27 protein-coding genes are annotated in these 23,876 nt (G+C 37.0%); 15 read left to right on the top strand and 12 right to left on the bottom strand.

What is annotated here, in order from left to right; genetic code table 11:
* Positions 1-75: 75 nt before the first annotated feature.
* Positions 76-192 carry a YjcZ family sporulation protein gene (locus AC4G3N_RS03940; RefSeq protein WP_077248053.1) on the bottom strand — a complete coding sequence of 39 codons (117 nt, stop codon included), beginning with the start codon at positions 190-192 and terminating at the stop codon, positions 76-78.
* Positions 193-483: 291 nt separating this feature from the next.
* Between AC4G3N_RS03940 and AC4G3N_RS03935 the strand changes: the two genes are divergently transcribed.
* Positions 484-888, top strand: a complete 405-nt coding sequence (locus AC4G3N_RS03935; protein WP_066104677.1) for an NUDIX hydrolase — start codon at positions 484-486, stop codon at positions 886-888.
* A 176-nt stretch (positions 889-1,064) separates the two neighbouring features.
* Here the strand turns inward: AC4G3N_RS03935 and proC are convergent, their stop codons facing one another.
* Positions 1,065-1,913, bottom strand: coding sequence for a pyrroline-5-carboxylate reductase (gene proC, locus AC4G3N_RS03930; protein ID WP_066104675.1), 849 nt, complete (start codon positions 1,911-1,913; stop codon positions 1,065-1,067).
* A 403-nt stretch (positions 1,914-2,316) separates the two neighbouring features.
* On the opposite strand from proC, the gene AC4G3N_RS03925 reads away from it, so the two are divergent.
* The gene (locus AC4G3N_RS03925; protein ID WP_066104672.1) at positions 2,317-3,276 is read left to right on the top strand and encodes an MBL fold metallo-hydrolase; all 960 of its coding nucleotides are present in this window, start codon (positions 2,317-2,319) and stop codon (positions 3,274-3,276) included.
* 27 nt (positions 3,277-3,303) lie between these two features.
* Complete coding sequence (locus AC4G3N_RS03920; protein WP_066104670.1) at positions 3,304-4,098, top strand: SDR family NAD(P)-dependent oxidoreductase; 795 nt, start codon at positions 3,304-3,306, stop codon at positions 4,096-4,098.
* 87 nt (positions 4,099-4,185) lie between these two features.
* Here the strand turns inward: AC4G3N_RS03920 and AC4G3N_RS03915 are convergent, their stop codons facing one another.
* Positions 4,186-4,362 carry a 3-oxoacyl-[acyl-carrier-protein] synthase III C-terminal domain-containing protein gene (locus tag AC4G3N_RS03915; protein WP_077248084.1) on the bottom strand — a complete coding sequence of 59 codons (177 nt, stop codon included), beginning with the start codon at positions 4,360-4,362 and terminating at the stop codon, positions 4,186-4,188.
* 3 nt (positions 4,363-4,365) lie between these two features.
* Positions 4,366-4,614 carry a hypothetical protein gene (locus tag AC4G3N_RS03910; protein WP_491089785.1) on the bottom strand — a complete coding sequence of 83 codons (249 nt, stop codon included), beginning with the start codon at positions 4,612-4,614 and terminating at the stop codon, positions 4,366-4,368.
* Between the two features lie 319 nt (positions 4,615-4,933).
* Here AC4G3N_RS03910 and AC4G3N_RS03905 point away from each other — a divergent pair, with 319 nt between their 5' ends.
* Positions 4,934-5,242 carry a hypothetical protein gene (locus AC4G3N_RS03905; protein WP_225983600.1) on the top strand — a complete coding sequence of 103 codons (309 nt, stop codon included), beginning with the start codon at positions 4,934-4,936 and terminating at the stop codon, positions 5,240-5,242.
* A gap of 53 nt (positions 5,243-5,295) precedes the next feature.
* Here AC4G3N_RS03905 and AC4G3N_RS03900 read toward each other — a convergent pair whose 3' ends face one another.
* Genes AC4G3N_RS03900 through AC4G3N_RS03890 form a run of 3 tightly spaced genes read right to left on the bottom strand, consistent with a single transcriptional unit; the run spans position 5,296 to position 6,960 of the window.
* Positions 5,296-6,090: a DUF4097 family beta strand repeat-containing protein gene (locus AC4G3N_RS03900; RefSeq protein ID WP_066104664.1), complete on the bottom strand. Its 795-nt coding sequence runs from the start codon at positions 6,088-6,090 to the stop codon at positions 5,296-5,298.
* A complete protein-coding gene (locus AC4G3N_RS03895) occupies positions 6,083-6,643 on the bottom strand; it encodes an HAAS signaling domain-containing protein (RefSeq protein WP_066104661.1) in 561 nt (186 codons plus the stop codon). The genes AC4G3N_RS03900 and AC4G3N_RS03895 overlap by 8 nt, the downstream gene beginning before the upstream one ends.
* On the bottom strand, positions 6,640-6,960 hold the full coding sequence (locus tag AC4G3N_RS03890) for a PadR family transcriptional regulator (RefSeq protein ID WP_066104658.1): 321 nt from the start codon (positions 6,958-6,960) through the stop codon (positions 6,640-6,642). The genes AC4G3N_RS03895 and AC4G3N_RS03890 overlap by 4 nt, the downstream gene beginning before the upstream one ends.
* 593 nt (positions 6,961-7,553) lie before the next feature.
* Between AC4G3N_RS03890 and AC4G3N_RS03885 the strand changes: the two genes are divergently transcribed.
* Positions 7,554-9,305: an ABC transporter ATP-binding protein gene (locus AC4G3N_RS03885; protein ID WP_066104653.1), complete on the top strand. Its 1,752-nt coding sequence runs from the start codon at positions 7,554-7,556 to the stop codon at positions 9,303-9,305.
* A complete protein-coding gene (locus tag AC4G3N_RS03880) occupies positions 9,305-11,347 on the top strand; it encodes an ABC transporter ATP-binding protein (RefSeq protein ID WP_491089784.1) in 2,043 nt (680 codons plus the stop codon). Before AC4G3N_RS03885 ends, AC4G3N_RS03880 begins: the two co-directional genes overlap by 1 nt.
* 169 nt (positions 11,348-11,516) lie before the next feature.
* On the opposite strand, the gene AC4G3N_RS03875 is transcribed toward AC4G3N_RS03880, so the two are convergent.
* Positions 11,517-12,671, bottom strand: a complete 1,155-nt coding sequence (locus tag AC4G3N_RS03875) for an endo-1,4-beta-xylanase (protein WP_066104649.1) — start codon at positions 12,669-12,671, stop codon at positions 11,517-11,519.
* Positions 12,672-13,203: 532 nt separating this feature from the next.
* Here AC4G3N_RS03875 and AC4G3N_RS03870 point away from each other — a divergent pair.
* From AC4G3N_RS03870 to AC4G3N_RS03845, 6 genes are all read left to right on the top strand, one after another.
* Complete coding sequence (locus AC4G3N_RS03870; RefSeq protein ID WP_491089783.1) at positions 13,204-14,178, top strand: proline dehydrogenase family protein; 975 nt, start codon at positions 13,204-13,206, stop codon at positions 14,176-14,178.
* 142 nt (positions 14,179-14,320) lie between these two features.
* Positions 14,321-15,103, top strand: a complete 783-nt coding sequence (locus AC4G3N_RS03865; protein WP_066104633.1) for a polysaccharide deacetylase family protein — start codon at positions 14,321-14,323, stop codon at positions 15,101-15,103.
* A 14-nt stretch (positions 15,104-15,117) separates the two neighbouring features.
* On the top strand, positions 15,118-15,747 hold the full coding sequence (locus tag AC4G3N_RS03860; protein ID WP_491089782.1) for a YkyA family protein: 630 nt from the start codon (positions 15,118-15,120) through the stop codon (positions 15,745-15,747).
* A 229-nt stretch (positions 15,748-15,976) separates the two neighbouring features.
* Positions 15,977-16,480: a DUF2798 domain-containing protein gene (locus tag AC4G3N_RS03855; RefSeq protein WP_491089781.1), complete on the top strand. Its 504-nt coding sequence runs from the start codon at positions 15,977-15,979 to the stop codon at positions 16,478-16,480.
* 312 nt (positions 16,481-16,792) lie between these two features.
* Positions 16,793-17,260 carry an inner membrane protein YiaA gene (gene yiaA, locus AC4G3N_RS03850; RefSeq protein ID WP_066104623.1) on the top strand — a complete coding sequence of 156 codons (468 nt, stop codon included), beginning with the start codon at positions 16,793-16,795 and terminating at the stop codon, positions 17,258-17,260.
* Positions 17,261-17,432: 172 nt separating this feature from the next.
* On the top strand, positions 17,433-17,783 hold the full coding sequence (locus AC4G3N_RS03845) for a VOC family protein (RefSeq protein WP_491089780.1): 351 nt from the start codon (positions 17,433-17,435) through the stop codon (positions 17,781-17,783).
* A 158-nt stretch (positions 17,784-17,941) separates the two neighbouring features.
* Here the strand turns inward: AC4G3N_RS03845 and AC4G3N_RS03840 are convergent, their stop codons facing one another.
* The 3 genes from AC4G3N_RS03840 to AC4G3N_RS03830 all read right to left on the bottom strand — a co-directional run bounded on the left by AC4G3N_RS03840 (position 17,942) and on the right by AC4G3N_RS03830 (position 20,194).
* Positions 17,942-18,625: an amino acid ABC transporter permease gene (locus tag AC4G3N_RS03840; protein WP_491089779.1), complete on the bottom strand. Its 684-nt coding sequence runs from the start codon at positions 18,623-18,625 to the stop codon at positions 17,942-17,944.
* Positions 18,626-18,645: 20 nt separating this feature from the next.
* Positions 18,646-19,506, bottom strand: a complete 861-nt coding sequence (locus AC4G3N_RS03835; RefSeq protein WP_148630050.1) for a transporter substrate-binding domain-containing protein — start codon at positions 19,504-19,506, stop codon at positions 18,646-18,648.
* 262 nt (positions 19,507-19,768) lie between these two features.
* A complete protein-coding gene (locus AC4G3N_RS03830) occupies positions 19,769-20,194 on the bottom strand; it encodes an HIT family protein (protein ID WP_491089778.1) in 426 nt (141 codons plus the stop codon).
* A gap of 109 nt (positions 20,195-20,303) precedes the next feature.
* Between AC4G3N_RS03830 and AC4G3N_RS03825 the strand changes: the two genes are divergently transcribed.
* Positions 20,304-20,657, top strand: coding sequence for a DUF3221 domain-containing protein (locus tag AC4G3N_RS03825; RefSeq protein WP_491089777.1), 354 nt, complete (start codon positions 20,304-20,306; stop codon positions 20,655-20,657).
* Between the two features lie 71 nt (positions 20,658-20,728).
* Here the strand turns inward: AC4G3N_RS03825 and AC4G3N_RS03820 are convergent, their stop codons facing one another.
* A complete protein-coding gene (locus AC4G3N_RS03820) occupies positions 20,729-21,826 on the bottom strand; it encodes a YkvI family membrane protein (protein ID WP_066104608.1) in 1,098 nt (365 codons plus the stop codon).
* A gap of 185 nt (positions 21,827-22,011) precedes the next feature.
* On the opposite strand from AC4G3N_RS03820, the gene AC4G3N_RS03815 reads away from it, so the two are divergent.
* Both AC4G3N_RS03815 and AC4G3N_RS03810 read left to right on the top strand, forming a co-directional pair.
* Positions 22,012-22,986 carry an ADP-ribosylglycohydrolase family protein gene (locus AC4G3N_RS03815; RefSeq protein ID WP_491089776.1) on the top strand — a complete coding sequence of 325 codons (975 nt, stop codon included), beginning with the start codon at positions 22,012-22,014 and terminating at the stop codon, positions 22,984-22,986.
* A gap of 434 nt (positions 22,987-23,420) precedes the next feature.
* Entirely contained in the window at positions 23,421-23,618 is a 198-nt protein-coding gene (locus AC4G3N_RS03810; protein ID WP_139892411.1) for a GH32 C-terminal domain-containing protein, read from the top strand.
* The last annotated feature ends 258 nt before the right edge of the window (positions 23,619-23,876 follow it).

Below are 23,876 nucleotides of genomic sequence, written 5' to 3'. Positions count from 1 at the left end.
ACTAATCAAATGCTTCAAATAAAAGGAAGAGAGCATGTGGCCCGGGAATCCCCGAGTACATGCCCCCTATCTTACTTAGTAACCGCCGTAGCCGCCTCCAACATAAGAAGCACCGACAATAATTAACAAGATGAAAAGAACAACAACGAAAGCAAAGCTTCCTACACCTTTACCACCATAAGAATCACTCAATACAGACACCTCCTGTTCATTGCTGCAATAATGGGAGCGAATTCCCATTACATAGCCATCATATGGTTTAAAGTGATAGATGGATTGGACAATATTTAAAGTTGGGACAGCCTAAATTTCTGCAGCAATCATTACTCTCGAGAATTAATGGATTTAAAATTAGCTTATGAAAATTCCTCTTTACCTTATTAATATGTTACGAATGTTAAAAGGTCAGCTATTTTGCTATAAGTCATGGTTTTATATAAAAAATATCAAGAACAATACTCGTAAACAGGGAGGAGAATGGCTATGAGAGATCGGAGCTCCGTGGTAATTATAGAAAACAATCAGATAGTACTCATTAAAAGAAGTTTGAATGCTTCTGTTTATTATGTTTTTCCTGGAGGAGGCATAGAGAATGGTGAAACACCTGAAGCTGCAGCTAAAAGGGAAGCCATCGAGGAATTGGGGGTAGGTGTAAATGTTAATGAATGTATTTCAAAAGTAAAATATAACGGAAATAACCAATACTTCTACAAGGCAGAAATTTTATCTGGAACTATAGGCACCGGGCAAGGTGATGAATATACAAACAAAACAAGGGGAAGAGGAACGTACCTGCCAATATGGGTGGGTCTTGAAAAGTTAACATCTATTGACGTAAGACCAATGGAGGTGGCCTTAAAAGTTCAATCATTATTTCATCATGTATGAGGGGAGAGCGGGATTCTAACATTTGCTGGGCTGAATGTTGAAAGCCTACTGGAGTGGGATAGTAAAAAAAGAGAGGATAGTATAATCCTCCCGTTAGATGATTAATGATTGACCATTTTTCTGAATGCGCTTAGAGAAGTGCTGTAATTGATACGCGCATCATATAACTATTTATTTTATTCATATAGAATTTTTTCTTTGATTTTACTTCCTAATTCCTTACCCATACGCTCTGATTGGAGGGTAGCCTCTTGAATGCATTTAATAAAGGCTTCCTTAACGCCATGTTGTTCAAGGATTTGGATACCTGCTTCAGTAGTTCCTCCTGGACTTGTTACCTCGTAACGCAGCATTTGAGGAGATTTATCGGAGGAGTGGACCATTTCGGCAGCTCCCATTAACGTTTGGATAATCAGAGTTTGAGCTTCTTGATGATTAAGACCAATTTGTTGGGCTGATTGATGCATGGCTTCAATTAAGTAATAAATATATGCTGGTCCGCTTCCAGAGAGGCCTGTGACGGCATCCATTTTCTCTTCTTCTGTAAAAACGACCATTCCTACCGTATTGAAAATGTCTTTAGCCAGTGTAAGATGCTCTGGTTTCATATAGATGTTCCCTGAAATAGCAGTGGCGGATTTTCCAACTGCCGCAGATGTATTTGGCATAGCCCGAATAATCGGCATAGTATTCTCTAAAATGGCTTCAATGCTTTGAGTAGAAATTCCTGCGGCAACAGATATAAGTACCATCTTACTGGTTAGATAAGGTTTGGCTTGTTGTAAGACTGTATAAACATCCTTCGGCTTAACGGCTATCAGGATGATATCTGCGTCAGATAGAAGGGAGGACATGTTGCGGCATGGAATAACGCCATAGTTTTTTTTCAAGCGTTCTAGTTGAGGATCATTGTTCCGATTACAGACCCAAAGATCTCCGGGTGAAGTTGCCCCTTTTTTTACAATGCCTGCAATCAATGCTTCAGCCATAGAACCGGCTCCAAGAAAAGCAATTTTTTTATTCATGCTCCTGCCTCCTTTGTAAAAATAAAAAAAGCCCTTCATCCTGTAAAGGACGAAAGGCTATTCTTCCGTGGTACCACCTTAATTTACGAGCATTCGGCTCTAGAATGCTTGCATCTTTATACCGGATAACGCCCGGTCTGACGGCCAGGTTTTCCTGACAGCTCGAAAGGCAGGTTCAATCATCAGTGGGCGGCGAAACCTTACAGCCAACGGGTTTCACTCTCTTACGCCATACATGATTTACTATTCTTTCTCGAACGCTTGTATAAGTATATTTATTTGATATTAATAGAAATTATGCAAAAAAATAGCTCATGTGTCAAGAATATTCAAACTTTATGATGGAATTTTCATACAAATTATGTAAAAATAATTACTAAAATACATAACAGGGAGTAATGAGATGAGTTCGATTACAAGGGTAGCTGAAAAAATTATTATACCGACTCCGTTTGCTGTCGGAGATGTAAATACGTATCTTCTAAAAGGAGATGCTTTAACTCTGGTAGATGCCGGAATTAAAACACAGGAAGCAAAAGAGGCACTTGAACGGCAGTTAAAGGAACTGGGATATAGGCTATCTGATATTGAACAGGTAATATTAACCCACCACCACTCTGACCACTGTGGATTAATTGATGTATTTCAAGAAGATCCATTGTATGGACATGAAGATAACCAGCGGTATCTTAAAAGGGATCCAGCATTTATGAAGGAACAAAAAGATTATTTTACAAGTATGGCAAAGCAATTTGGCGTACCTCCGCAATTGATGAAATATGCCAATGATGTAGAGTCCCTATATACGTATTCGGGTTCAAAACCCCTCACACATTTTTTGAAAGAAGGAGACTGGATTCCCGGCCATCCTGGTTGGAGAGCAATGGAAACCTTTGGCCATTCACAGGGTCACTTATCCTTCTATCATGAAGAGTCAGGTACACTGATTGGCGGAGATTTATTATTGGGTAAAATTTCACCTAACCCGATTCTGGAGGTACCGAAAAGGGCAGAGCAGGAGAGATTGAAGCCGCAACTGCAACTGAATGATAGCTTGCGTCGATTGCAAAATGAAAGACTGACAATCGTATATCCAGGGCATGGAAAGGACATTACTGAACCATACCAGCTAATAGAGAAACGTTTAAAAAATCAGCATGAGCGGGCATTTCATGTTAAAAGCCTCATTGGGGAAGACCGTCGGAACGTCTTGGAATTAGCTATACAATTATTTCCGAAGGCTGTTAAGAGAGATCCAGCACTGGCATTGTTTGAGACATTGGGCCAGCTCGATTATCTAGATAGTCTTCATGAAATTGAAAGTGAAATGGTTGATGGTGTCGTATGGTATTATAATAAATAATGGACCATTAATGAGGAAGTGAAGTACATGAATGAACGAATTCGTGGGAAAATTGTTACGATTACGGGTGCCTCAGGCGGGTTAGGTGAACAAATTGCCAGACATGCTGCTAAAAGTGGAGCAAAATTGGTTTTAATCGCACGGAGTTTGGACAAATTAGAAAAAATCCGTAAAGAATTAATGACTGATTTTAATTGCGAGGTTTATGTATATACATTGGATGTATCCGATCGGAATGCTGTTGAACAGACATTTGCCCACATCAAGAATGAAGTGGGAGATACCGATGTTCTGGTGAACAATGCTGGCTTTGGAATTTTCGAGAAAGTGTTGGACGCAAGTTTAGATGATACAGAATCCATGATCAATACAAATGTGGTTGGACTCATTGCCTGTACGAAAATGGTACTGCCTGCGATGGCAGAAAAGAAATCAGGCCACATTATCAATATTGCATCCCAGGCTGGGAAAATGGCGACGCCGAAATCAAGTGTTTACTCAGCAACGAAGCATGCGGTACTTGGATTTACAAATGCCTTACGTATGGAAATGCATACAGAGAATGTTTTTGTTACATCCGTCAATCCTGGACCGATTAAAACCAATTTCTTTAATATCGCAGATAAAGAAGGTACGTATATCAAAAACATTGAACGCTTGATGATTGATCCGGTCAAGCTGGCAGAAAAAATCACGAATATCATGCTAAAAAATAAGCGGGAAATTAATGCACCAGGCTGGATGAATGCGGGAAGTAAGATTTACAGTTTAATTCCGAGGACGGTTGAAACGCTCGGGCGAAGTCAGTTTAATAAAAAATGATAAGAGAAAATCCACCTAAAAAACAAGGTGGATTTTTTGTTCCTGCAACGACTTGATGCTAGATCCGTTTCATTTTATATAAAGAGATTAGTATTTCCATAACATAGCGATGAACTGATGTCCTGCACCAACTGTCCAAAACATAACATAATCTCCGCGCTTAATACGCCCATCCTGTATCCCTTCATGGAAAGCGAGGAACGGACTGCTCGAACCTGTATAGCCATATTGATCTCCAATATAAATGACCTTTTGGCTTTGGATATCCTAGTGTTGTTCAATGGTTAACTTATCTCCATATGCAAATTGTGAAATACAAAATGCAGCAATATCGGATATCCTCAAGCTATTCAGCTCCAAAATACGGTCAAATAGATCAAAAATAATCTGAGCAGAAAAACTCGCATCGAAAGGGGTAAATTGAATGTATTGGCTGTCAGCATTTGCATTTATGGATTTACTTAATCCTTCCTTTTGATAAATAATCTTATCTACATCTTGATTGATTACTTTCATATCTTTGCAATCTACGATTAAAAGGTATTCTTTATGTATGGCGATACCGCTTGTGCTGTTATCTTTTTTGGAATTTTAATTGATGGGGAGTAGTTCTATTGATGAAGTAGGGCAGGAGGAGGTTTATAATAGCAGCAACGTGTTAGATGGTTACTGGAAAAATGGATGTACATAAAGATAAGAAAGACAAAATTATATAAACATAATACATATTTATTGAAAAATAGAGTTAATAATATTTAGATTAATGGGTATATAGTAAATATAGTTATTATAGAATAATATTTTAAAAAATATATAAGAGAGAGGGTGGCTAGTAATGAGTCGTCAAATGATTAATATTTTAAAATGGGTATCAGGCGGTATGGAAGCATTATTAGGTATACCTGTTCTTGGAGGAACAATTATCCTAAGCATGGCATGGGTACCCTTATTTATTATGCTTGCTTTCCATATCATCATTGTAGTCTTTTCGTATAAAGCCGGAATAAAAGCTAACGGAAATATACTGGGAATTGTAACGTCCGTTGTTGGCTTCATTCCTGGTATTGGAATGATTATGCACTTGTTGTCAGCGGTATTCATCCTTGTGGATGCTGCTCAAAATCAGGCTAAAACAGCTGTTTGATAGAATTGAAAATAAACCCGATAAAGCCCTTGAAGGTTTTATCGGGTTTTTCATTAATCAGTAACACGAATACTGCCGGTCTCCGTGCTCAGTTGAACTGTAATGCTTCCATCCCCACTCATATAACTTCCGGTTTTTTTGCCAAAGATTCGTTTACTGCCTATCTCAGAGTCTGCTGTAATTAAGATGTTATTTGGATCCTGATTAATTGTTAAGTCGATTTCTCCAAGTTCATTTTTGGCGATAAGCGGTTCAGTGATTTCATCCGTCGAAATATCAATCGAGCCAACTTCATTATCGACCTGGAGCTTGCCGCTGTATTTTTGTATCTTAATGTTCCCTAGCTCTGAAGAAGCGATTATTGAAGTGGAGGATACATCGCTTATATGAATGCTTCCAACTTCTGATTCTGCATTTAAGTGGGCTGCATTAATCTGAGAGATTGTAATTTCACCGACTTCATTTGATGCTGAGATTCTGTCATACTGTTTTTTTGGCAAATAGACTGTAATATTCTCTGATGATTTTTTAAAATTAACACCTAGAGAAATAGTATGATCCGCCTCGTTTGTAATGGACAGGGTTTCACCGTTCTCTTCTATTTTTATGGGATTGGACATTTTAGACCCAATTGTCTCAATAATAATTTCATCTCCAGATGTTTCTGCCAGCTTGATTGTCCCTACGGTATTATTGACATCAATCGATTGTATCTCTGAACTTTGAAACTGCTTCGTTTGTTTGTCATTCTCATTTTGAAGTGAAAAAAACGATTTTGCAGTCAGCAATGCTCCTGAAAAGCCAATAACGATGAGTATTCCAGCTACAATCAGCCACTTTTTATACATGCTTCATACCTCCCTTTACAACTGAAACATTCCATTTGCAATATTTAATAAACACTTTAGAACTAAAGATGGTTACATAATACATGCCAAACAAGAGGAGAATTCCTAAACCGCTGAACCCGATTGAAAGAAAAACTTCAAATGCATAGGCCTGATTGAAACCCAATATAATACCAATCAGGTGGAGGAATGGTGATAATATGAGACCGATACTTGCCCCCCAACCGCCTAACAATATACCTCCAAGAGCTATGGCAGGACCAAGGACAAAAATTAGATTCAGAAAGCTCAGTCCAATTGTTAATCCAATCGCACCAAAGACGTTTGAGAAGGTCATCTTCCTGTCTATCTCGGCAAATGTATTCGATATATTTAATTCCTTTGCGATTAATTCAGGAGAACCAAGATTATCTGATATTTCACTCTCGGACTTTCCCTCTAATAAACCATTTTCAAAATACTCATTATAATCATTTAAGATGTCATTGCGTTCCTCTTTAGGCAGGGCGCTAAGATGGTTAGATAATTGTTGCAAAAATTGTTCCCGATTCACTGTACTTCACCTTCCTCAATAATTTGATTAACACCTGTGGAAAATGCTTGCCATTCTCTTACCAGCTGCTTCAGGTAATCCCGGCCTTTTTCTGTTAGATGATAGTATTTACGAGAGGGCCCCTCTGTAGATTCCTGTAAATAGGTCGTGAAATATTCTTCTTTGGTAAGTCGTCTGAGAAGCGGATAGACGGCTCCTTCGGAAATTTCAAATTTATCGGAAATCCCCTGAACGAGCTCATATCCATAACGATCCTTGTTATTTAACATAACAAGTACGCAAAGCTCTAAAACGCCCTTTTTGAATTGGACATTCAATCGTAAAGCCTCCTTTCCTTCGCTATTATACATTGTATAGTAGTAACTATAGTATTACACATGGTACTGTTTAATGCAAGGTAGTATGGATGTTTTTGTAAAAATAATTCACTGAGCGAACATGCAATTAAATTTCGGAAAATATTTTGAATTTGTAATTGACTAACAATTCAAATAGTAGTAATCTGTGTAAAGACTTACCAATTTACTTATCAATGAAAGGAGGACTGTATGATGAAAAAATCAGTGATTGTTGTAGCGTATCATCGAGTCGATATGAGATTTGTGCAGTCCTCCCGTTTAAATATGATTTAACTCGTTTTAAACGAAAAGACTGCACGTTGCCGTGAGTACTTTTGTCTAACTCAAATGTAAAGATTGGACGTTTTTACGTTCGAATCTTCTTTTGATTGGAGGAAGTATCAACACGTAATCGTTGCAGTCTTTTTTTGTTGGTAATTTTAAGTTGTATTCAAAAAAGGAGGAAGAAAAATGGAATCAAATGTGGTCAATGTAAAAATCTCAAGGGACATACAGGCAAACAGTACGTAGCAATTAAAATGTTCTTCGGTTAAGACAAAGGAGGAGATGGAATGTTTTCGGTTTTAAAGAAATTAGGTTGGTTTTTTAAAGAGCACTGGATTCGGTATACAGTCGCAATCGCGTTATTGAATATCGTAAATGTGCTGGAGGTTTTGCCACCGATGATTGTTGGGATGGCCATAGATGACATGAGTATAGGTGAAATGAATCAGGAGACACTCATGACCTATGTTTGGTGGATGATCGGGTTAATGGTCACCCTCTATATACTAACCTATATATGGAATTACCAGTTATTTAGTGGAGCGTATGTTTTAGAGCGGAAGCTGCGCTCAGGATTTATAGGTCATTTATTAAAAATGACACCAACCTTCTATGAAAAGAATCGTACAGGCGATTTAATGGCAAGAGCAACCAATGATCTTAAATCTATATCCGTTACAGCAGGATTCGGTATTTTAACGTTAATGGATTCTACCTTATATATGATTGCGATTTTAGCAACAATGGCCATTACAATTAGTTGGGAACTTACGCTTGCCGCCATCTTACCTTTGCCGATTATGGCATGGGCAGTCAAAAAGGGCGGAGAGCGAATTCATGAGCACTTCACAGTAGCACAGGATGCTTTTGGTGAACTAAATGACAAGGTCCTTGAATCAGTCGCGGGTGTCCGTGTCATTCGTGCTTATGTACAGGAACGAGCGGATGAAAAACGCTTTGAAGAGATGACAGAAGATGTATATGAGAAAAACATGAAAGTAACGAAAGTAGATGCCATGTTTGATCCGGTTATCACATTCGTTATTGGTATCAGTTATTTAATCAGTCTTGGATATGGAGCCAATCTAGTATTCGCTCAAGCCATTTCAATTGGGCAGCTTGTGACCTTTAACGTATATCTATCGATGCTGATTTGGCCGATGATCGCCATTGGGGAATTAATTAATGTCATGCAAAGAGGAAATGCCTCTCTCGATCGCATGAACGAAACATTATCTTCTCAGGAGGATGTAAAAAACGATCCGAATCCAGTGGATGTCCCGGAATTAGAGAACGTTATATTTGATCAAGTAGTATTCCGTTATCCTTCTTCAAAGGTGGATAATCTAGCCGATATCAATGTCAAAATCGATAGCGGGGATACCATCGGAATCGTCGGAAAAACAGGAAGCGGAAAAACCACATTTGTGAAACAATTGCTCCGTGAATATCCTGCTGGGAACGGAATTCTTTCCCTATCCGATGTACCGATTGAAAAACAAAATCTTGAGGATGTCCGGGAATGGATTGGATATGTACCGCAGGATCATGTTTTATTTTCTAAAACAGTTCGGGAGAATATTTTATTTGGAAAAATGGAAGCAACTGATGAAGAGTTTTGGAAAGCAGTTCGCCTCGCTGATTTTGAAAAAGATATAGAGAGACTGCCGAACAGACTGGAGACGCTGGTTGGGGAAAAAGGTATTGCTTTATCTGGCGGACAAAAGCAAAGGATTTCAATAGCCAGGGCGTTAATTAAAGATCCGGAGATTCTGATCCTCGATGACTCCCTCTCTGCAGTGGACGCCAAGACAGAAACAACGATTATCGAAAATATTCGGAATGAACGAAGCGACAAAACGACGATAATCACTACTCACAGATTATCAGCAGTACAGCATGCAGACTGGATTATTGTACTGGATGATGGAGTGGTGATTGAGGAAGGCACACATGAAATGTTGCTCAATAAGAAGGGCTGGTATAAAGAACAATTTGATCGCCAGCAAATTGAAGCGAACAAGGAGGTGAGCGCCTAATGAACGAACATTTGGAACAAACGGAATCCGGTTGGAAGACTGGAAAACGTTTATATCAATATGCAGTGAAGTGTAAAGGAACCATTATCCTAGCACTAATGATGTTATCCATCTCGGTAGGGGCCGACTTAATCGGACCCTATATCGGGAAAAACATGATAGATAACCATATTATGGGGATTGAATCTCCATGGGTAGAAACGAAGGATACAAAGGATGCGGTTCACTATCAGGGGAGCACTTATAAACGTGAGGCCTATGTAGAGGATGGGGAATGGACCGGAAGTGAGGTTGCCATCCAACAGGTTGGGACGACATTTTTATTCCTAAACCAACCGATAGAGTTTGATGGGAAGAGATCCTATAAAGATGGGCAGCTAGTGATTACTAGTGGAGAAAAAAGAGCAACCTATGAGGCTCAGAAATTGTCAGGAGCACAAATCATGGCGTTTTATCAGCCGGAGATCAGCCGTATAATGCAATTGCTTGCTCTGTATTTCGGAATTATGGTTGTGGCATTCTTCTTTCAATATGGGCAGAGCTATTATTTACAAAAAGCAGCGAATCGAATTATTCAAACAATGCGAAAGGACGTTTTTGCTCAAATTCAAAGACTGCCGATTCGCTACTTTGATAATTTACCGGCAGGAAAGGTCGTAGCACGGATTACAAATGATACCGAAGCAATTCGGGAGCTTTATGTAAGGGTTTTAGCTAATTTTTTCTCGAGTACGGTTAATATTATCGGAATTATCATTGCTCTATTTTTACTTAATGTAAAGCTTGGAATGGTGACATTGATTATTCTGCCGCTGCTCGTTGGATGGACATTATTATTTCGTAAATTTGCTACAAAGTATAATAGGGTCATTCGGGCGCGTATAAGTGATATTAATGCCATGATTAACGAATCCATAAATGGGATGAATATCATTCAGGCATTCAAGCGGGAGAAAGAAACAACAGAGGAATTTGAAAAACTGAACACAGAGCATTATGTATACCAAAGTAAAATGCAAAAATTAAATTCCTTGTTAAATGGAAATCTTGTAGGTGCTTTGCGTGTTATTACATTAACACTATTTATTTGGTATTTCGGAGGTATGGCAGCATCTGGGGAATCAGTCGTCAGTCTTGGCGTTTTATACGCGATGGTGAATTATTTAAATCGTCTGTTCCACCCAATATCAGGAATTGTCAATCAGTTTGCAAATTTTGAACAGGCGATGGTAGCCGGTGAACGCGTATTTGCACTTCTGGATGAGGAAGGTATTGATGTTGAGGATCAACGTAAGTCACGTTTTAAAGGGCATGTTGAATTTGATCATGTATCTTTTAGCTATAAAGAAGGAGAAAAAGTATTAAGGGATATTCAGTTTGAGGCTAGTCAGGGCGAAACAATAGCCCTAGTGGGGCATACAGGCTCTGGGAAAAGCTCCATTATGAATCTGTTATTCAGATTTTATGACTATCAGGAGGGGGCTATCCGCATTGATGGGATAGAATTGAAAGATATCCCACATCAAACCTTGCGTGAGCATATGGGAATTGTTTTACAGGATCCATATTTGTTTACTGGAACCATCCTTTCGAATATCACACTTGATGATCCAAAAATTTCGAGAGAAGTAGCTGAAAAAGCGTTACGTGATGTGGGAGCTGACCGCGTATTGGCCCATCTTGAACATGGGTTTGATGAACCGGTAGTTGAAAAAGGGAGTACTCTTTCATCAGGGCAGCGCCAATTAATATCCTTTGCCCGTGCTTTGGCTTTTAATCCGGCCATCCTGATTCTTGATGAAGCAACATCCAGTATTGATACAGAAACAGAAAGCTTAATTCAGGAAGCAATGGAGGTGCTAAAGAAAGGTCGAACCACTTTTATTATTGCACACCGTCTTTCTACTATTAAAAGCGCTGACCAAATCCTTGTTCTCGATAAAGGAAAAATTATGGAGAGAGGAAACCATGATGAACTCATGGAATTAAAAGGCAAATATTATCAAATGTATGAGCTTCAGATTGGAAAACTTGCAGGTTAATCCTTTGAGTAAAAAAATCCATTTAAAGATAAAACAATAACAACAAGTTAATTAAAAGGATGTATATACTGAAACTAAAAGGTAAAGAGGAAGCGATAAGCTTCCTCTTTTACTATAGTATAAGAAGATATCTAAGGATTCTTATACTAAATTAATCTCGGCATCTATTCTAGTCCATTATTGCCCAATAAGCAGGCTTAAGATTATAATTCGGATCAAAGACAAACGGTGCATCTTTTCCAACGCCATTATTATATTCCTCGGCACGGTCGTCTAGCCATGTATGATTATCTGCAATTCCCCAGAATGTTACGTTACTGATCTTATCTCCTAATCTCTCATACATTTCAAATAACTCATTATACCTGGCAGCTTGACGCTGGAACTCTTCTTCTGGAATATCCTCATATGAAGGATAAGCAGGTCTTGGTGGCCAGCCGTATAAGCTCACATCTAACTCGGTTACTTGATTATCTAAACCAAGACTGGCAAAACGATTAATAGATTCCTCCGTTTCAGCAATGGATGGCCAGCCTAATTGAATATGAGCTTGATGACCGACACCGTCAATAGGGACTTTTTGTTCAAGCAATTCAACAACTAAGTTATATAAATGGGTTTTTTTGGGTTCCACCTCTGTGTTGTAGTCATTAATGTACAGTTTTGCATCCTTTTTTGCATATTTTTTAGCTGTTTTAAATGCTACCTTAATATAATCAGTACCAGTTATTTGATACCAAGGAGACTCACGCAGCTTCTGCTCATTTGATGCATATTCGTCAATCACTTCGTTTACAACATCCCATGAGTCGACATCATTTTTATATCTTTTGACAATCGTTTTTATGTGATTTTCTAAGCGCTGTAATAATAGCTTTTTATTTTTCTCCCGCTGTTTTGGATTGGTTTCTTCGGTCATTTTATTCCCGTTCTTATCAATAAAGAACCAATCAGGTACCTGACTATGCCATACAAGGGTATGAAAACGAACATCCATATCATTTTTCTTGGCGAATTTCACAATTTTATCTGCTTCTTTAAAATTGAATTTCCCCTCTTCGGGTTGGATAGATATTGGCTTCATTACGTTCTCTGCGACAATACTGTTATAGTGACGCTTTAATACATGACCACTCTTGCCCTGTAATTGATCAGGTTCGACAGCAGCCCCAATTGTAAAAGAATCTTCGTATCTTTCATATAAAGGGGAAGCTTTTAAAGCACTTAATGGCTTAGCACTCGCAATATCGGTGGAAACGACAGGAGTTACAAGGGCAATAGCTAATCCGAAACTTAGAAACTTACGTACTAATTTTTGTGACATGTCCTAATCTCCTTTTCATTTAAAATAGAAAGCGTTTACATAGGTATTTGAACATTATTATAGAAGGTATCTACTTAGTAAGTCTAGGAAACAAACTAAGTTACGAGAAAAATAGGCCATAAATCACGGAGAGAAAACTAGCTGACAAGTTAATATAGGGCTAAGTACATAAAAGAAATGGAGTGCGGTATATAGATTGAAGCCAATACCTGTACTTGTTAAAAGAACAATCACTATAGTTGCATATGTCTCAATCAAAAATATAGGAAAGGTCATTAAATCGATTAATTGCCTATTATATAAGGCTGTTGCTCTATTGGGGAGCCGGCATATTATTACGGAAGTAAAAAAAGATATTCCTTATAGAAATCTTTCGGAATTTACTATATTATGAATATATTGAAATAAGTAAGCGCTTCAAATGAGGTTATATGAACATATAAGTTTTAGCCTACCCATAGTGTAAGATTACAAGTATTTATTCTGTATTTATTGATTTCATGTTATTTAACTAACATAAGGGGTGTTCTTAATGATTGTTAAAGATTTCTTCATTGCTCTTTCAGAAAATCAGCTTTTAAACCGCACAGCTCAAAAATATGGGTTAAAAATGGGTGCCCAAACTGTAGTTGCCGGTACAAATATAGACGAAACAATTGAGAGTATAAAAGAGTTAAATAAGTATGGAATTTCTTGTACCGTGGATAATCTTGGAGAATTTGTGAGTGATAAAGATGAAGCTGTAAAGGCGAAGAATCAAATCCTTCAGGTTATTGAGGCCATTTATGAAAATAAAGTCGATGCTCATATATCATTAAAACCCTCTCAATTAGGGTTGGATATAGATTTGGATTTCTGCAGAGACAATCTGTTGGAAATTTTTGAAGCAGCTGCAAAGTATGATATTTTTATAAATATTGATATGGAGAACCATTCCAGATTACAGCCTTCTTTTGATTTAGTAGATCAGATATCGGAAAAATACGATAATATTGGTACAGTTATACAAGCATATTTTCATCGAGCCGAAAATGATATACAAAAATATAAAAATTACCGCCTTCGTATTGTAAAAGGTGCCTATAAGGAACCTGCTGAATTAGCCTATCAAACAAAAGCAGAAATTGATAAAAATTATATCAATTTGATAGTATATCATCTGTTAAATGGTAAGTTCACCTCCATTGCAACACACGATCATAAAGTCATAAACCATGTGAAGCAATTTGTAAAAGATCATCAAATTCCTAATGAAAAATTTGAATTCCAAATGCTCTATGGTTTCCGCTTCGATATGCAAATGGAATTGGCTAAAGAGGGCTACCAGTTTTGTACGTATGTTCCTTTTGGGACGGATTGGTATGGATACTTTATGAGACGTTTGGCTGAAAGACCTCAAAACATAAGCCTTGTAACGAAACAAGTATTCACCAAAAAAACAAACACGGCTCTTGCGATAGCAGCCGGTGCCTTTTTACTTGGCAGATTATCTAAGAGAAAAAAATAGATATGCAAGAGCCACTACCCTACAAGAGGATAGTGGCTTTTTAGTTAATCTATTTTTCTGAAATATTACTAAAATATTACAATAGAAAAAGAATTGTAATATAATAGGAGTTAAATAGAGATTTATAAAGGAAGATTAAAGAATGCGTAATTTTGCAATTATCTTGGTTACTATTATAGTATCCATAACAGTAATGAGCTGGATCAAGCCGACTTCCAGTTTGGCTGACAAAACCAATGATCAATCAGGGCATCCAGAACTGAACATGGTTACATATGAAAGGACCGTAAAAAAAGTGCCTGAAAAATTAAATGGTAAAGAAAGAAAAGTAGTTTATTTAACAATTGATGATGGTCCAAGTCTTTATACAAAGGAGTTAATTGCTATACTCGATCAATTTGAAATACCGGCTACTCATTTTCTGATCGGAAATAATATGAAGAAATACCCGGATATGGCCAAGGAATATGTCAACCGTGGAGATTATATCGGAATGCACTCAATGAGCCATGATTATAATAGATTGTACAAAAAGGGAAAAATTGTAGAAGAAGTGATGGAAACACAGCAATTAATCAAAGAACAGGTAAATATTTTGCCGATTTTATTCAGATGTCCATATGGATCATCTCCAGGGTTAAATACGAAATTGCGAGATCAAGCTGCACACGCAGGATTGAAAATGTGGGATTGGACAATCGATTCAAAAGATTGGAAGCTGCAAGAGAATCCTTCAAAAATTGAAGGAGAAATTCTGAAGCAATTAAATGGATCTGAGGAAATTATCTTAATTCATGAAAAGAAAGGTACCATTGAGGCATTGCCAGGAATAATTAAAAGTATAAAGGAAGCGGGCTATGAATTTGAAAGATACGAAGAATCAAAACATTTTCCGGCAAACTTCCATAAAGATAAGAGATTATAAGGACGAGGAATCGTATGATTAGAAAGAAAATAGGTATATATCTAGCTTTAATTGTAACCAGTATGTTAATGGCTGTTTTAATTCTGCCAGTTATACAAAAGTATGATGAAAAATATATAAAAGTTCATAATCAAGTTGCATGGGATTTTAAGTCTAATATGAATTATGGGGAGCTTTTTAATACCGAAAATAATAAGCTGCAAACCCTATACGAAAGGACAGTAAAGGATGGAGCAGATAACCTGAAAAAGGCTGACAATCAAATTAGTAAGGCAGAAGAGACGATCAATCAGTGTAAACTGATGGTTGGTGAGGACAAATCATTGGTAGAAAATCAATTAATAAAAATGAAAGAATCAGAAGAATTACTGAGTAAAATAGATCAGAAAAAAGTACATAAGGAAACATTGTTGAGCCTCCATGACTCACTGATTAACCTGTTACATACATATAATCAAGCCCTTGATCAATATGAAGAAGTACTTAGCTTGGAGCAAAAGATTTACTCAGCGTTAAAAGCGGAAAAGGACTTAAAAGAAATAGCCGTTATAATAGATGAGGTAAATCAATCCTCCGGTGAATTATCTGGGACAATCAAGGATTTAAACGGCTATATAGTATCCTACAATGAGCTACAAATCTAATTTAGACATCTCCCATGGATTTGCAGTTAAACGCTTGGAATAGTTCATTCGCATAATTGGAATCTATTATTAGAGTAAATAGGTAAAAAATGGAGCTCGAAAAATATTTAACTAACATGGTAATATATTTAAATCAGTGTGTAGAGATATTGGTATAGTTGATATGCCAAAAATATATGTCTTGATGATACGTCTGCCATCTGAATTTTTCATTTTTCGGAGGGTATATATGCATAGAGAAGATAGGTTGCCACAAAACGCAAGAGAAGGCATATTATTTATGCTCATCATTTCAATCATCTCAGTAAATACGATTGCACCAATTATTATGGGATTGGAACGTGGTTTCAGTAAAGAAAATTATATCGAAACCTTAAAGATTATACCATTTATGTGGATCATTGTTGTTTTATTGGTGAGATTTGTTGCTGGACCTGTGGTTGGTAAAATAATGCCTAAATTCATAGGTAAAACAGATGGATTCAATGCAAGAGTTTTAATGAATACATTTTTCAATGTAACTGTTCTATCCGTCCTTTTAACCATTATCGGTACCTGGGTTGGCTCAAAACAAATCAGCTTAGAACCTTTTCAAAATTTCTTTTTGAGCTGGTTTAGGAATTTCGGTGTGGCATTTTGGATTGAATTAATAGTAGCACAGCCAATTGCCAGATTTGTAATGAAGAAAATCCATAAGAGAAAAGCGAATAGAGCAGAGACAGTTAACGTATAAGATCTGTGAGATTCTCAGAGATTGTGAGATCAATCTGCAAAATAATAAAGTTCAACCAGAACAAGACTGGTTGAACTTTTTATTTTGCTCATTATATTTTTTGTGTCGGTACTTATGTTGGGTGTTAAAAGGCTAGGATATTCACCACAATCTTGATTAGTCGCATGCTATAATAGGCCCTTGTGAAGACAATTGAACAACAAAAAAGGATAATATGTACTAATTTGTAAAAATATTCTATACAATAGATATAGAGGCGGAATTCCGCTTTACATAATTACTATTTATATAGAGGAGAGGTGAAAAGACTCAGTGTCGAATGAGAATGAATATTTATTAGATAACGAACAAAGTGTTCCAAAAAAGAAGGTCGAAAGACATCCTGGGGAACCAACGACTGCTTTTAAAGGTGCTACCTGGGCGGCTTTATTGGTAGGGGTTGCTGCTTATCTAATAGGATTATTTAATGCTTCAATGGAATTAAACGAAAAAGGGTATTATTTCGCAGTATTAGTATTTGGACTTTATTCAGCAGTATCATTACAAAAGGCGGTTAGAGATCGAGATGAGGATATACCTGTGACAGCCATCTATTATGGAATTAGCTGGTTTGCTCTTATTGTTGCAATCGCCTTGATGGGCATCGGTCTTTATAATGCGGGAAGTATTGATTTAAGTGAGAAAGGATTTTATGGTATGTCCTTTGTATTAAGTGTATTCGCTGCCATAACTGTTCAAAAAAATATTAGGGATACACAGAAGGCTAAAGAAAAAGATTGAGTCATTTATGAAGTCAAAAGCAGATACTCCTTTTTGTTTCAAGGGCTATCTAGAAGTGGCCTCCAAAAGTCGGATATCAATTCTAACTTTCGGGGGTTATTTCAATTTCTATAGGAAATACACTTTCTTTGATGGAATTTAATTATGGAAAATAATTAGAAGGAGTAGAAGAATGGAAGGACTAGTAAAGAGAATTGATACCGTATTTTTAGAGGTAAGTGATTTAGACTACTCGATTAAATGGTATTCAGAAAAATTAAGATTAAATATGAGATGGAATCGAAATGGGTATGCTGCCTTCACAATAGGAGAAACCTCGTTAACCCTTGTTCAATCAACAGACGTAAAACCTGCAAAACACTACCCATTTAATTTCTTTACAACTAACATAGATGAAGTATATAAGTTCTTTATAGAAAATGAAGTAGATGCCGACGAAATAGCTGATTACCCGGATATACGAACCTTCGATTTTAAAGATCCGGATGGTCATATTCTTAACTTCTGTCAATTTAACGAATAACGACTTGATAGCAGGGTATGTTCCCTGCTTATTTTCTATCAATATGAAAAAATGATAGATTCTCTATCCTTTTTATCCAATAAACTGTGCCCTGCGGAATTTCATATAAATGTCTCCGAACAATAGAAATTGAGTGAGGAGTGGCTTTAGCAGCCATTCTATTTCTGCAAATACACCTCAGCTCTTTTTTCTAAACAGCGCTGCAGAAGAGAAACAGCCGCACATATGCACCAATAGATCATCGCTACAAGTATGTACATAGTCATATAATCAAATTCCCGTCCTCCGACGATTTTGGCATGCTGAAATATTTCAGGGACCGTTATCATCGCTGCCAATGAAGAAGCTTTGATTAAATCCAGCAACACATTAGAGAGAGGTGGTAGCGCAATTCGGACAGCCTGCGGAAGGATAATCCCTCCCATGGTTTGCCAATAGGATAAACCCAATGATTGTGAGGATTCCCATTGTCCTTTATCGACAGAACCAAGCGCAGAACGGTTGATTTCAGCAATATAAGCTGCACTGTTAAAACTGAATCCAATAATAGCCGCTTGCATGGCAGTAAATTCAATTCCGATAATCGGAAAGCCAAAATAAAGAATAAAAATAATCACAAGAATGGGTACACCGCGCATAAAAGAGATGTACATGCTGGCTGGCCACCGCAGCCATTTACTTTTAGAACTCCGTCCAAGAGCCAAAAAGAAACCAATGATCAATCCCAAAGCCATACTGATAAATGAAATCAAGAGGGTATTCGATAAGCCTTCAAGAACATATGGCAATGAATCGATTGCTAATTCTGGGTTAAATATATATTGCCATTGGATATGTGCCATATAAATTCCCTTTCAATCACTTATTTAACTGAGTCCAACTGAACTTCTTTTGTAACGTCTGCGCTGTCATAGAATTTTTTAGAGAGCTCAGCCATCGTTCCATCCGTTTTTATTTCTTCCAATACCTTGTTTATTTCTTTCAACAAGTCACTGTTATCCTTTTTCATCAATATGGCTTGATTGCTTGGATTGTATTTTATATTAGGATGTACGGTAATATCGAATTCTGGAAATGCGGCTACAGCTAAACGCTGGGTATAATAATCATTTAGAATAATGTCAGTTCTGCCAGTAGAAACATCTCGCAAATATTGATCATTTGTTGCATTGTCATAGATGACTTCTTCAGCTCCATGTTCACGTGCCACTTCCATATATGTAGTTGTTGCTTCTCCAGCTGCTTTTTTCCCTTTTAAACTATCAAGATCTTTAATGCCGGATAAATCTGATTTTCTAACGATGGCAGCGCCGAAGGAATATTTATAGGGTTCAGAAAAAGAAAATTTTTCTCTTCTTTCCTCAGTAGCTGTAATATCATTGACAGCGATGTCAGTTTGTCCATTGTTGATGGAGGCTAGCATTCCATCAAAGGCCATTTCAGTAAATTCAGCTTCTAGGTTTAATCGTTTAGCTACTTCACGTGTTACTTCCACATCGTATCCGGTTAATTCATTTGTTTCAGAATCATGATAGGAAGCGGGATATAAGGTTCCGGAAGTTGCAACTTTTAATTTGCCGGATTCTTTAATGGCTTCCCAGCCGGTTTTTTCCTCTTTTTTGCTTTCTTCCCCTTTGTTATTACTGCATGCAGCAGTAACCAAAGCTAGCATTGCAATTGCTAGAATTGATACAAGTCTTTTAAAGCTATTTGTGGTTATCATATTTTCACCTCGCCTACCATTATATTTGAAAAAAATGTATATGTCATTTGGGAATAAACTTGAAAGGGTACCGCGCGAAATAGAGCATAGAAGAAATGCAAAAGGGAACATAATTACTAATGAATGGGAGGGCACAGATGAAGGGGATAGCAGGAGTGATGCTAGTTTACTAAATTTAATAAGTTTCGTCTGGTATACAAAGCAGTAAAAAAGAAATAAACGGGCGTAGTATAATGGAATGAATAAAAAAAGGTAGTGGAAATTAATCCAAAACCTTTAGCATTTCGGTGATCTTTCTTTTCGTCTCTTCCAAGTCGTATTCCTTTTCTCCAAGTGTTTCTCCATCTTCAGAATAGAAATCTGCAAAATTTTGTCCTTCATACCGCGGAACTACATGCATATGAAAATGTGTTAATTCATCAAATGCTCCACCGTTCTGACAGACTGTAATGCCATCCGGATTAAACAAAATTTTTATCACTTTTGATAGCCTCTTTGCTGCCATCATTACGGAGCTTGCCGTATTATCGTCAAATTCATCAAAGTATCGAACATGTTTTTTAGGTAAAATCAAAACGTGTCCTTCGTTATAAGGATCAATATCTAAAATACAACAAACATAATCATCTTCAAAAACTACATAAACATTTTCTTTTTTATGTGCTAAATTACAGCCTAAACAATTCATTACAGCTCCCCCTTTATTAAATTATATACGTAATTAAAAAAGTGCAGTGGGAGATTTTAGGAATGACAGAATGAAGGTATTGATAAAGGTGGGTAAGGGAGGTGGAATCTTGAAGATTACGACGAAAGTTTCCCTATATATCGGGTTATCCTTATTGCTTCTCATCGTTCTTTATCTGTATGAACTTGAACGACAAACCGACTCACCTGGAACCGAAGGAACAATTATCATTAGCGAAGCCGATGCTGTATTCGTAGTGCTCGATTCAAATTTTAAGAATGAGGACGTGGATTTGCCGATTGAGGAGCTGCAAGCCAAATATAAAAATGTCGGGCGTCTATCCATCCATCAAAGTGATTATAGAGGTGAACTAAAAACCGGACAAAGGGTGAAAGTATGGATAAGCCAAACAATGGAATCCTCTCCCCCTATCTTTAAAGCGATAAAACTGGAAAGATTGTAGCAGTATATTCATTTATTACATTAAAAAAGCCCCGTGCCATAAATGGTACGGGGATAGAATCCTTTGAAGTTCTAGACTATTTTCTTTTCTTTTTCAGCTACGGGGTTTATGCGATTGATTTCAGGAGCATGGTGCTTAGATTTAATCCAGGACCAGCCAATTGCTGCCAGTAAAATAAATCCCACATAGCCCATGATTGGATACACGGTGTTTACCAATGTAGTAAAACCAGCAAAGCTAAGACCAAAACCAATTGCTCCGAATATCACAACTGAAGGATGAAAGAAGCGTCCTTGAGGAATGATTCGCACTGTGAATGCATAAAACATTCCCACGCATGTATTGTAAATCATAGCCAATAGAATAATAGATAGCAGGTTCCCGATTAAAGGTGAGATACTATTAGCTAAAAATAAGGTAGGCATTTCTACAATTTGCATATTAGCCATATCAGTCATCATACCTATATTAATCAGCAGCATGAGTACACCGAGCAGGATACCGCCCATAATTCCGCCAATAGCTGCTTGTTTTTTATTTTTAAACGTTCCGCTAATAACAGATAGCATAGAGAAACCGACAGCAACATTAAAGGATACATAAAGTAATGCGGACATGAACCAATTTGAAGCCGCTGCTTTGTCTAAATCAACATTACGCTCTATGTCTATAGGAGTGATTCCATTTTTAATTAGCGCGTATCCTGATATAAAAATCATAATAACTAATAAAAATGGTGTGATTGAGCTAATGATAGAGATGATTTTCTCTACCTTCAATAGCATGGTCAGGATGGTGATCACTGTCATAAATAGTGAACCCCAGATGGCAGAAATCCCAAACTGTTCCTCAACAATTGATCCTGCGCCTGCTATCATAATTACACCAACGCCAAATAAAAAGAACGATAAAATTATATCCAGTGCTTGACCAAGAAAACGTCCGCAGAGAACCTCGATGATTTCTTTATGTGAGGTGGCTTGCATATGGCTGCTCAGTTGAGAGAGCTGCATGGCAATAAAGGAAAATAAGACAGTTGCCAGCAAAATAGCAGGTATACTGTAAAAGCCAAAATTCGTAAAAAACTGCATGATTTCTTGGCCAGAGCCAAATCCCGCTCCAACAATGACTCCTACAAATGCACCTGCTAGGTATAAACTTTGTTTCATTTTATCAGTCCTCTTTTATGGTAGTTTGGAGGGATATCCAAAAATTAAGTATTCTGATATATTAACATATTCATTCTATTTTAACAAATTGAAGGAAATGGAATTAAGTTTTTGGGAAATCCCGTTATAGAAGAAAGGTTAGTTTGGTAAAATGAGATAAAAGACAGTATAAGGGAGGATTCCATATGACAAGAAAAGTAGATGGAGTTCCAGCAGATACAATGAAGGAAAAGATATATTCAACCATTATAGGCGGGATTATTGGGGATGCTCTTGGTGTACCGGTAGAATTTAAAGCCAGAAATGCCGGCGTTACAGATATGATCGGTTATGGGACCTATAATATGCCTCCTGGAACATGGTCTGATGATACATCACTAACGATGTGCCTGATTGAAAATTTAATTGCAGGAAAAGATGAAAATGATTTGATGAACCGCTTTGTTTCCTACCAGGATAAAGGCTACTGGACCCCATATGGTGAAATGTTCGATATCGGCATTGCAACCGCAAATGCTATTAGCCGTTATAAGCAAGGTGTACCGGCTGTTCAGTGTGGTGGGAAAACGGAATATGATAATGGCAATGGCGCACTTATGCGTATAGTGCCACTTGTATTTACATTATCGAAAGAGCCAGATTTTCAGACGAGGAAAAAGGAAATAGAGAGAATTGCGCATGTCACGCACGGCCATCCAAGATCTACCCTTGGTACAATTATTTATGTGGAATTTTTGCTGAATATGTACGATCAACATTCACCTTTAGAATCCTTGAAAATTGCACTCAATACATGCTGGGAACAGCTTGGATCAGAGAATGAGTATCAACAAGAATTTGCTTCATATGAAAGAATCTTTAGTCTAAGCTTGCTTGAAGCAGACCGCGATGATATTCGCTCGGATGGATATGTTGTTCACTCACTTGAAGCTGCTTTGTGGTGTTTCTTTAAATCTCAAACCTATGAAGATGCCGTTCTTGAAGCGGTCAATCTGGGCAATGATACTGATACGATTGCTTTTATAACGGGAACTATAGCTGGTATGTATTACGGGATGAAAAATATTTCGGAAAAATGGGTGAATGCCCTGGTCAGTCAAGATAAAATCATAGACCTCTGTGATCGCTTTTATGGCTATTGCGTGGAGAAAGCGAAATAATTTTATAGATAAAATATATGAAATCACTAAAATAGACCTGCTCAGGAAGTCTGCAATAACGACTTTAGGACAGGTCTTTTTTAAAAGGCTTTTTTTTCGCATAGATTGTCGCTCTGAATAGAAAGAAAGAAGTACTTCTTATATAGATAAATATGTCTAAAGGTAGTGAAATCCCATTAATCTCAACCTTTCGTAAAAAGTATGACAAGAATAATTTACTTTTTATGGTATTGTAAAAAGACATATTCGGCTGAAGAGCAGGCTAATCAGATAAATTAAACTTTTAGACGGGAGAAGCTATCTTGATGGTTATCTATAATAGGCAGTAGAGTTTTCTAGGGCTTGAGACTTAACTTAAAATACTTCTATAGCTCATTTTTATTAGCTTGTTAGTAACGTATGCTTGAAAAAAAGAAAGTGGGTTATAGAAAGCAATGAAGATAGAGTCAAGAACGTGTAAACTGGATAGCCTAAAGACGATGCAAATATTTATAGATACCTCTTCATTAGAAATATTTATTAATGAAGGAGAAGAAACATTCACAGCCCGTTATTTCCCTAAGCTAAAAGAAAAAGAAATTCTTTTTAGTAGAGAAGGACGATTTGATTTGATGAAATGGGATCTTGCTTAAATAATTTCCTTATCATGACTTGTATAAATGCCTATTATGGCTTTTGTGCAGGTCTTTTTTTGTAAATATAAGTTTTTTCACCCATGACATTGTGTCTAGATGAGCAAAAAGTATTTATTATAAAAGGGATATATTTGCATATGACAGAAAGGGATTCTTTGAAGCTATACATTCATTCTACCTATATTAAAAAAGTACTTTACTCGCATTTACTCTATAGCAGGGTAATAGTATCCTAAGAAATAGTACACAAATTAG

It is taken from the genome of Bacillus sp. z50, from assembly GCF_058313585.1.
The sequence above is the reverse complement of the archived record's forward strand: the minus strand, read 5'-3'. Positions and strand labels throughout refer to the sequence as shown.

What these genes read in the sequence shown, in the direction of transcription:
- AC4G3N_RS03820 (WP_066104608.1), bottom strand. Translation starts at nt 21,826, where the DNA reads ATGAAACAAAGTTTATACCTAGCAGGTGCATTTGTAGGAGTCATTGTT.
- AC4G3N_RS03860 (WP_491089782.1), top strand. Translation starts at nt 15,118, where the DNA reads ATGATTAGAAAGAAAATAGGTATATATCTAGCTTTAATTGTAACCAGT.
- AC4G3N_RS03865 (WP_066104633.1), top strand. Translation starts at nt 14,321, where the DNA reads ATGCGTAATTTTGCAATTATCTTGGTTACTATTATAGTATCCATAACA.
- AC4G3N_RS03935 (WP_066104677.1), top strand. Translation starts at nt 484, where the DNA reads ATGAGAGATCGGAGCTCCGTGGTAATTATAGAAAACAATCAGATAGTA.
- AC4G3N_RS03920 (WP_066104670.1), top strand. Translation starts at nt 3,304, where the DNA reads ATGAATGAACGAATTCGTGGGAAAATTGTTACGATTACGGGTGCCTCA.
- AC4G3N_RS03905 (WP_225983600.1), top strand. Translation starts at nt 4,934, where the DNA reads ATGAGTCGTCAAATGATTAATATTTTAAAATGGGTATCAGGCGGTATG.
- AC4G3N_RS03870 (WP_491089783.1), top strand. Translation starts at nt 13,204, where the DNA reads ATGATTGTTAAAGATTTCTTCATTGCTCTTTCAGAAAATCAGCTTTTA.
- AC4G3N_RS03840 (WP_491089779.1), bottom strand. Translation starts at nt 18,625, where the DNA reads ATGGCACATATCCAATGGCAATATATATTTAACCCAGAATTAGCAATC.
- AC4G3N_RS03875 (WP_066104649.1), bottom strand. Translation starts at nt 12,671, where the DNA reads ATGTCACAAAAATTAGTACGTAAGTTTCTAAGTTTCGGATTAGCTATT.
- AC4G3N_RS03855 (WP_491089781.1), top strand. Translation starts at nt 15,977, where the DNA reads ATGCATAGAGAAGATAGGTTGCCACAAAACGCAAGAGAAGGCATATTA.
- AC4G3N_RS03830 (WP_491089778.1), bottom strand. Translation starts at nt 20,194, where the DNA reads ATGAATTGTTTAGGCTGTAATTTAGCACATAAAAAAGAAAATGTTTAT.
- AC4G3N_RS03845 (WP_491089780.1), top strand. Translation starts at nt 17,433, where the DNA reads ATGGAAGGACTAGTAAAGAGAATTGATACCGTATTTTTAGAGGTAAGT.
- proC (WP_066104675.1), bottom strand. Translation starts at nt 1,913, where the DNA reads ATGAATAAAAAAATTGCTTTTCTTGGAGCCGGTTCTATGGCTGAAGCA.
- AC4G3N_RS03885 (WP_066104653.1), top strand. Translation starts at nt 7,554, where the DNA reads ATGTTTTCGGTTTTAAAGAAATTAGGTTGGTTTTTTAAAGAGCACTGG.
- AC4G3N_RS03880 (WP_491089784.1), top strand. Translation starts at nt 9,305, where the DNA reads ATGAACGAACATTTGGAACAAACGGAATCCGGTTGGAAGACTGGAAAA.
- AC4G3N_RS03925 (WP_066104672.1), top strand. Translation starts at nt 2,317, where the DNA reads ATGAGTTCGATTACAAGGGTAGCTGAAAAAATTATTATACCGACTCCG.
- AC4G3N_RS03815 (WP_491089776.1), top strand. Translation starts at nt 22,012, where the DNA reads ATGACAAGAAAAGTAGATGGAGTTCCAGCAGATACAATGAAGGAAAAG.
- AC4G3N_RS03810 (WP_139892411.1), top strand. Translation starts at nt 23,421, where the DNA reads ATGAAGATAGAGTCAAGAACGTGTAAACTGGATAGCCTAAAGACGATG.
- AC4G3N_RS03900 (WP_066104664.1), bottom strand. Translation starts at nt 6,090, where the DNA reads ATGTATAAAAAGTGGCTGATTGTAGCTGGAATACTCATCGTTATTGGC.
- AC4G3N_RS03835 (WP_148630050.1), bottom strand. Translation starts at nt 19,506, where the DNA reads ATGATAACCACAAATAGCTTTAAAAGACTTGTATCAATTCTAGCAATT.
- AC4G3N_RS03910 (WP_491089785.1), bottom strand. Translation starts at nt 4,614, where the DNA reads ATGAAAGTAATCAATCAAGATGTAGATAAGATTATTTATCAAAAGGAA.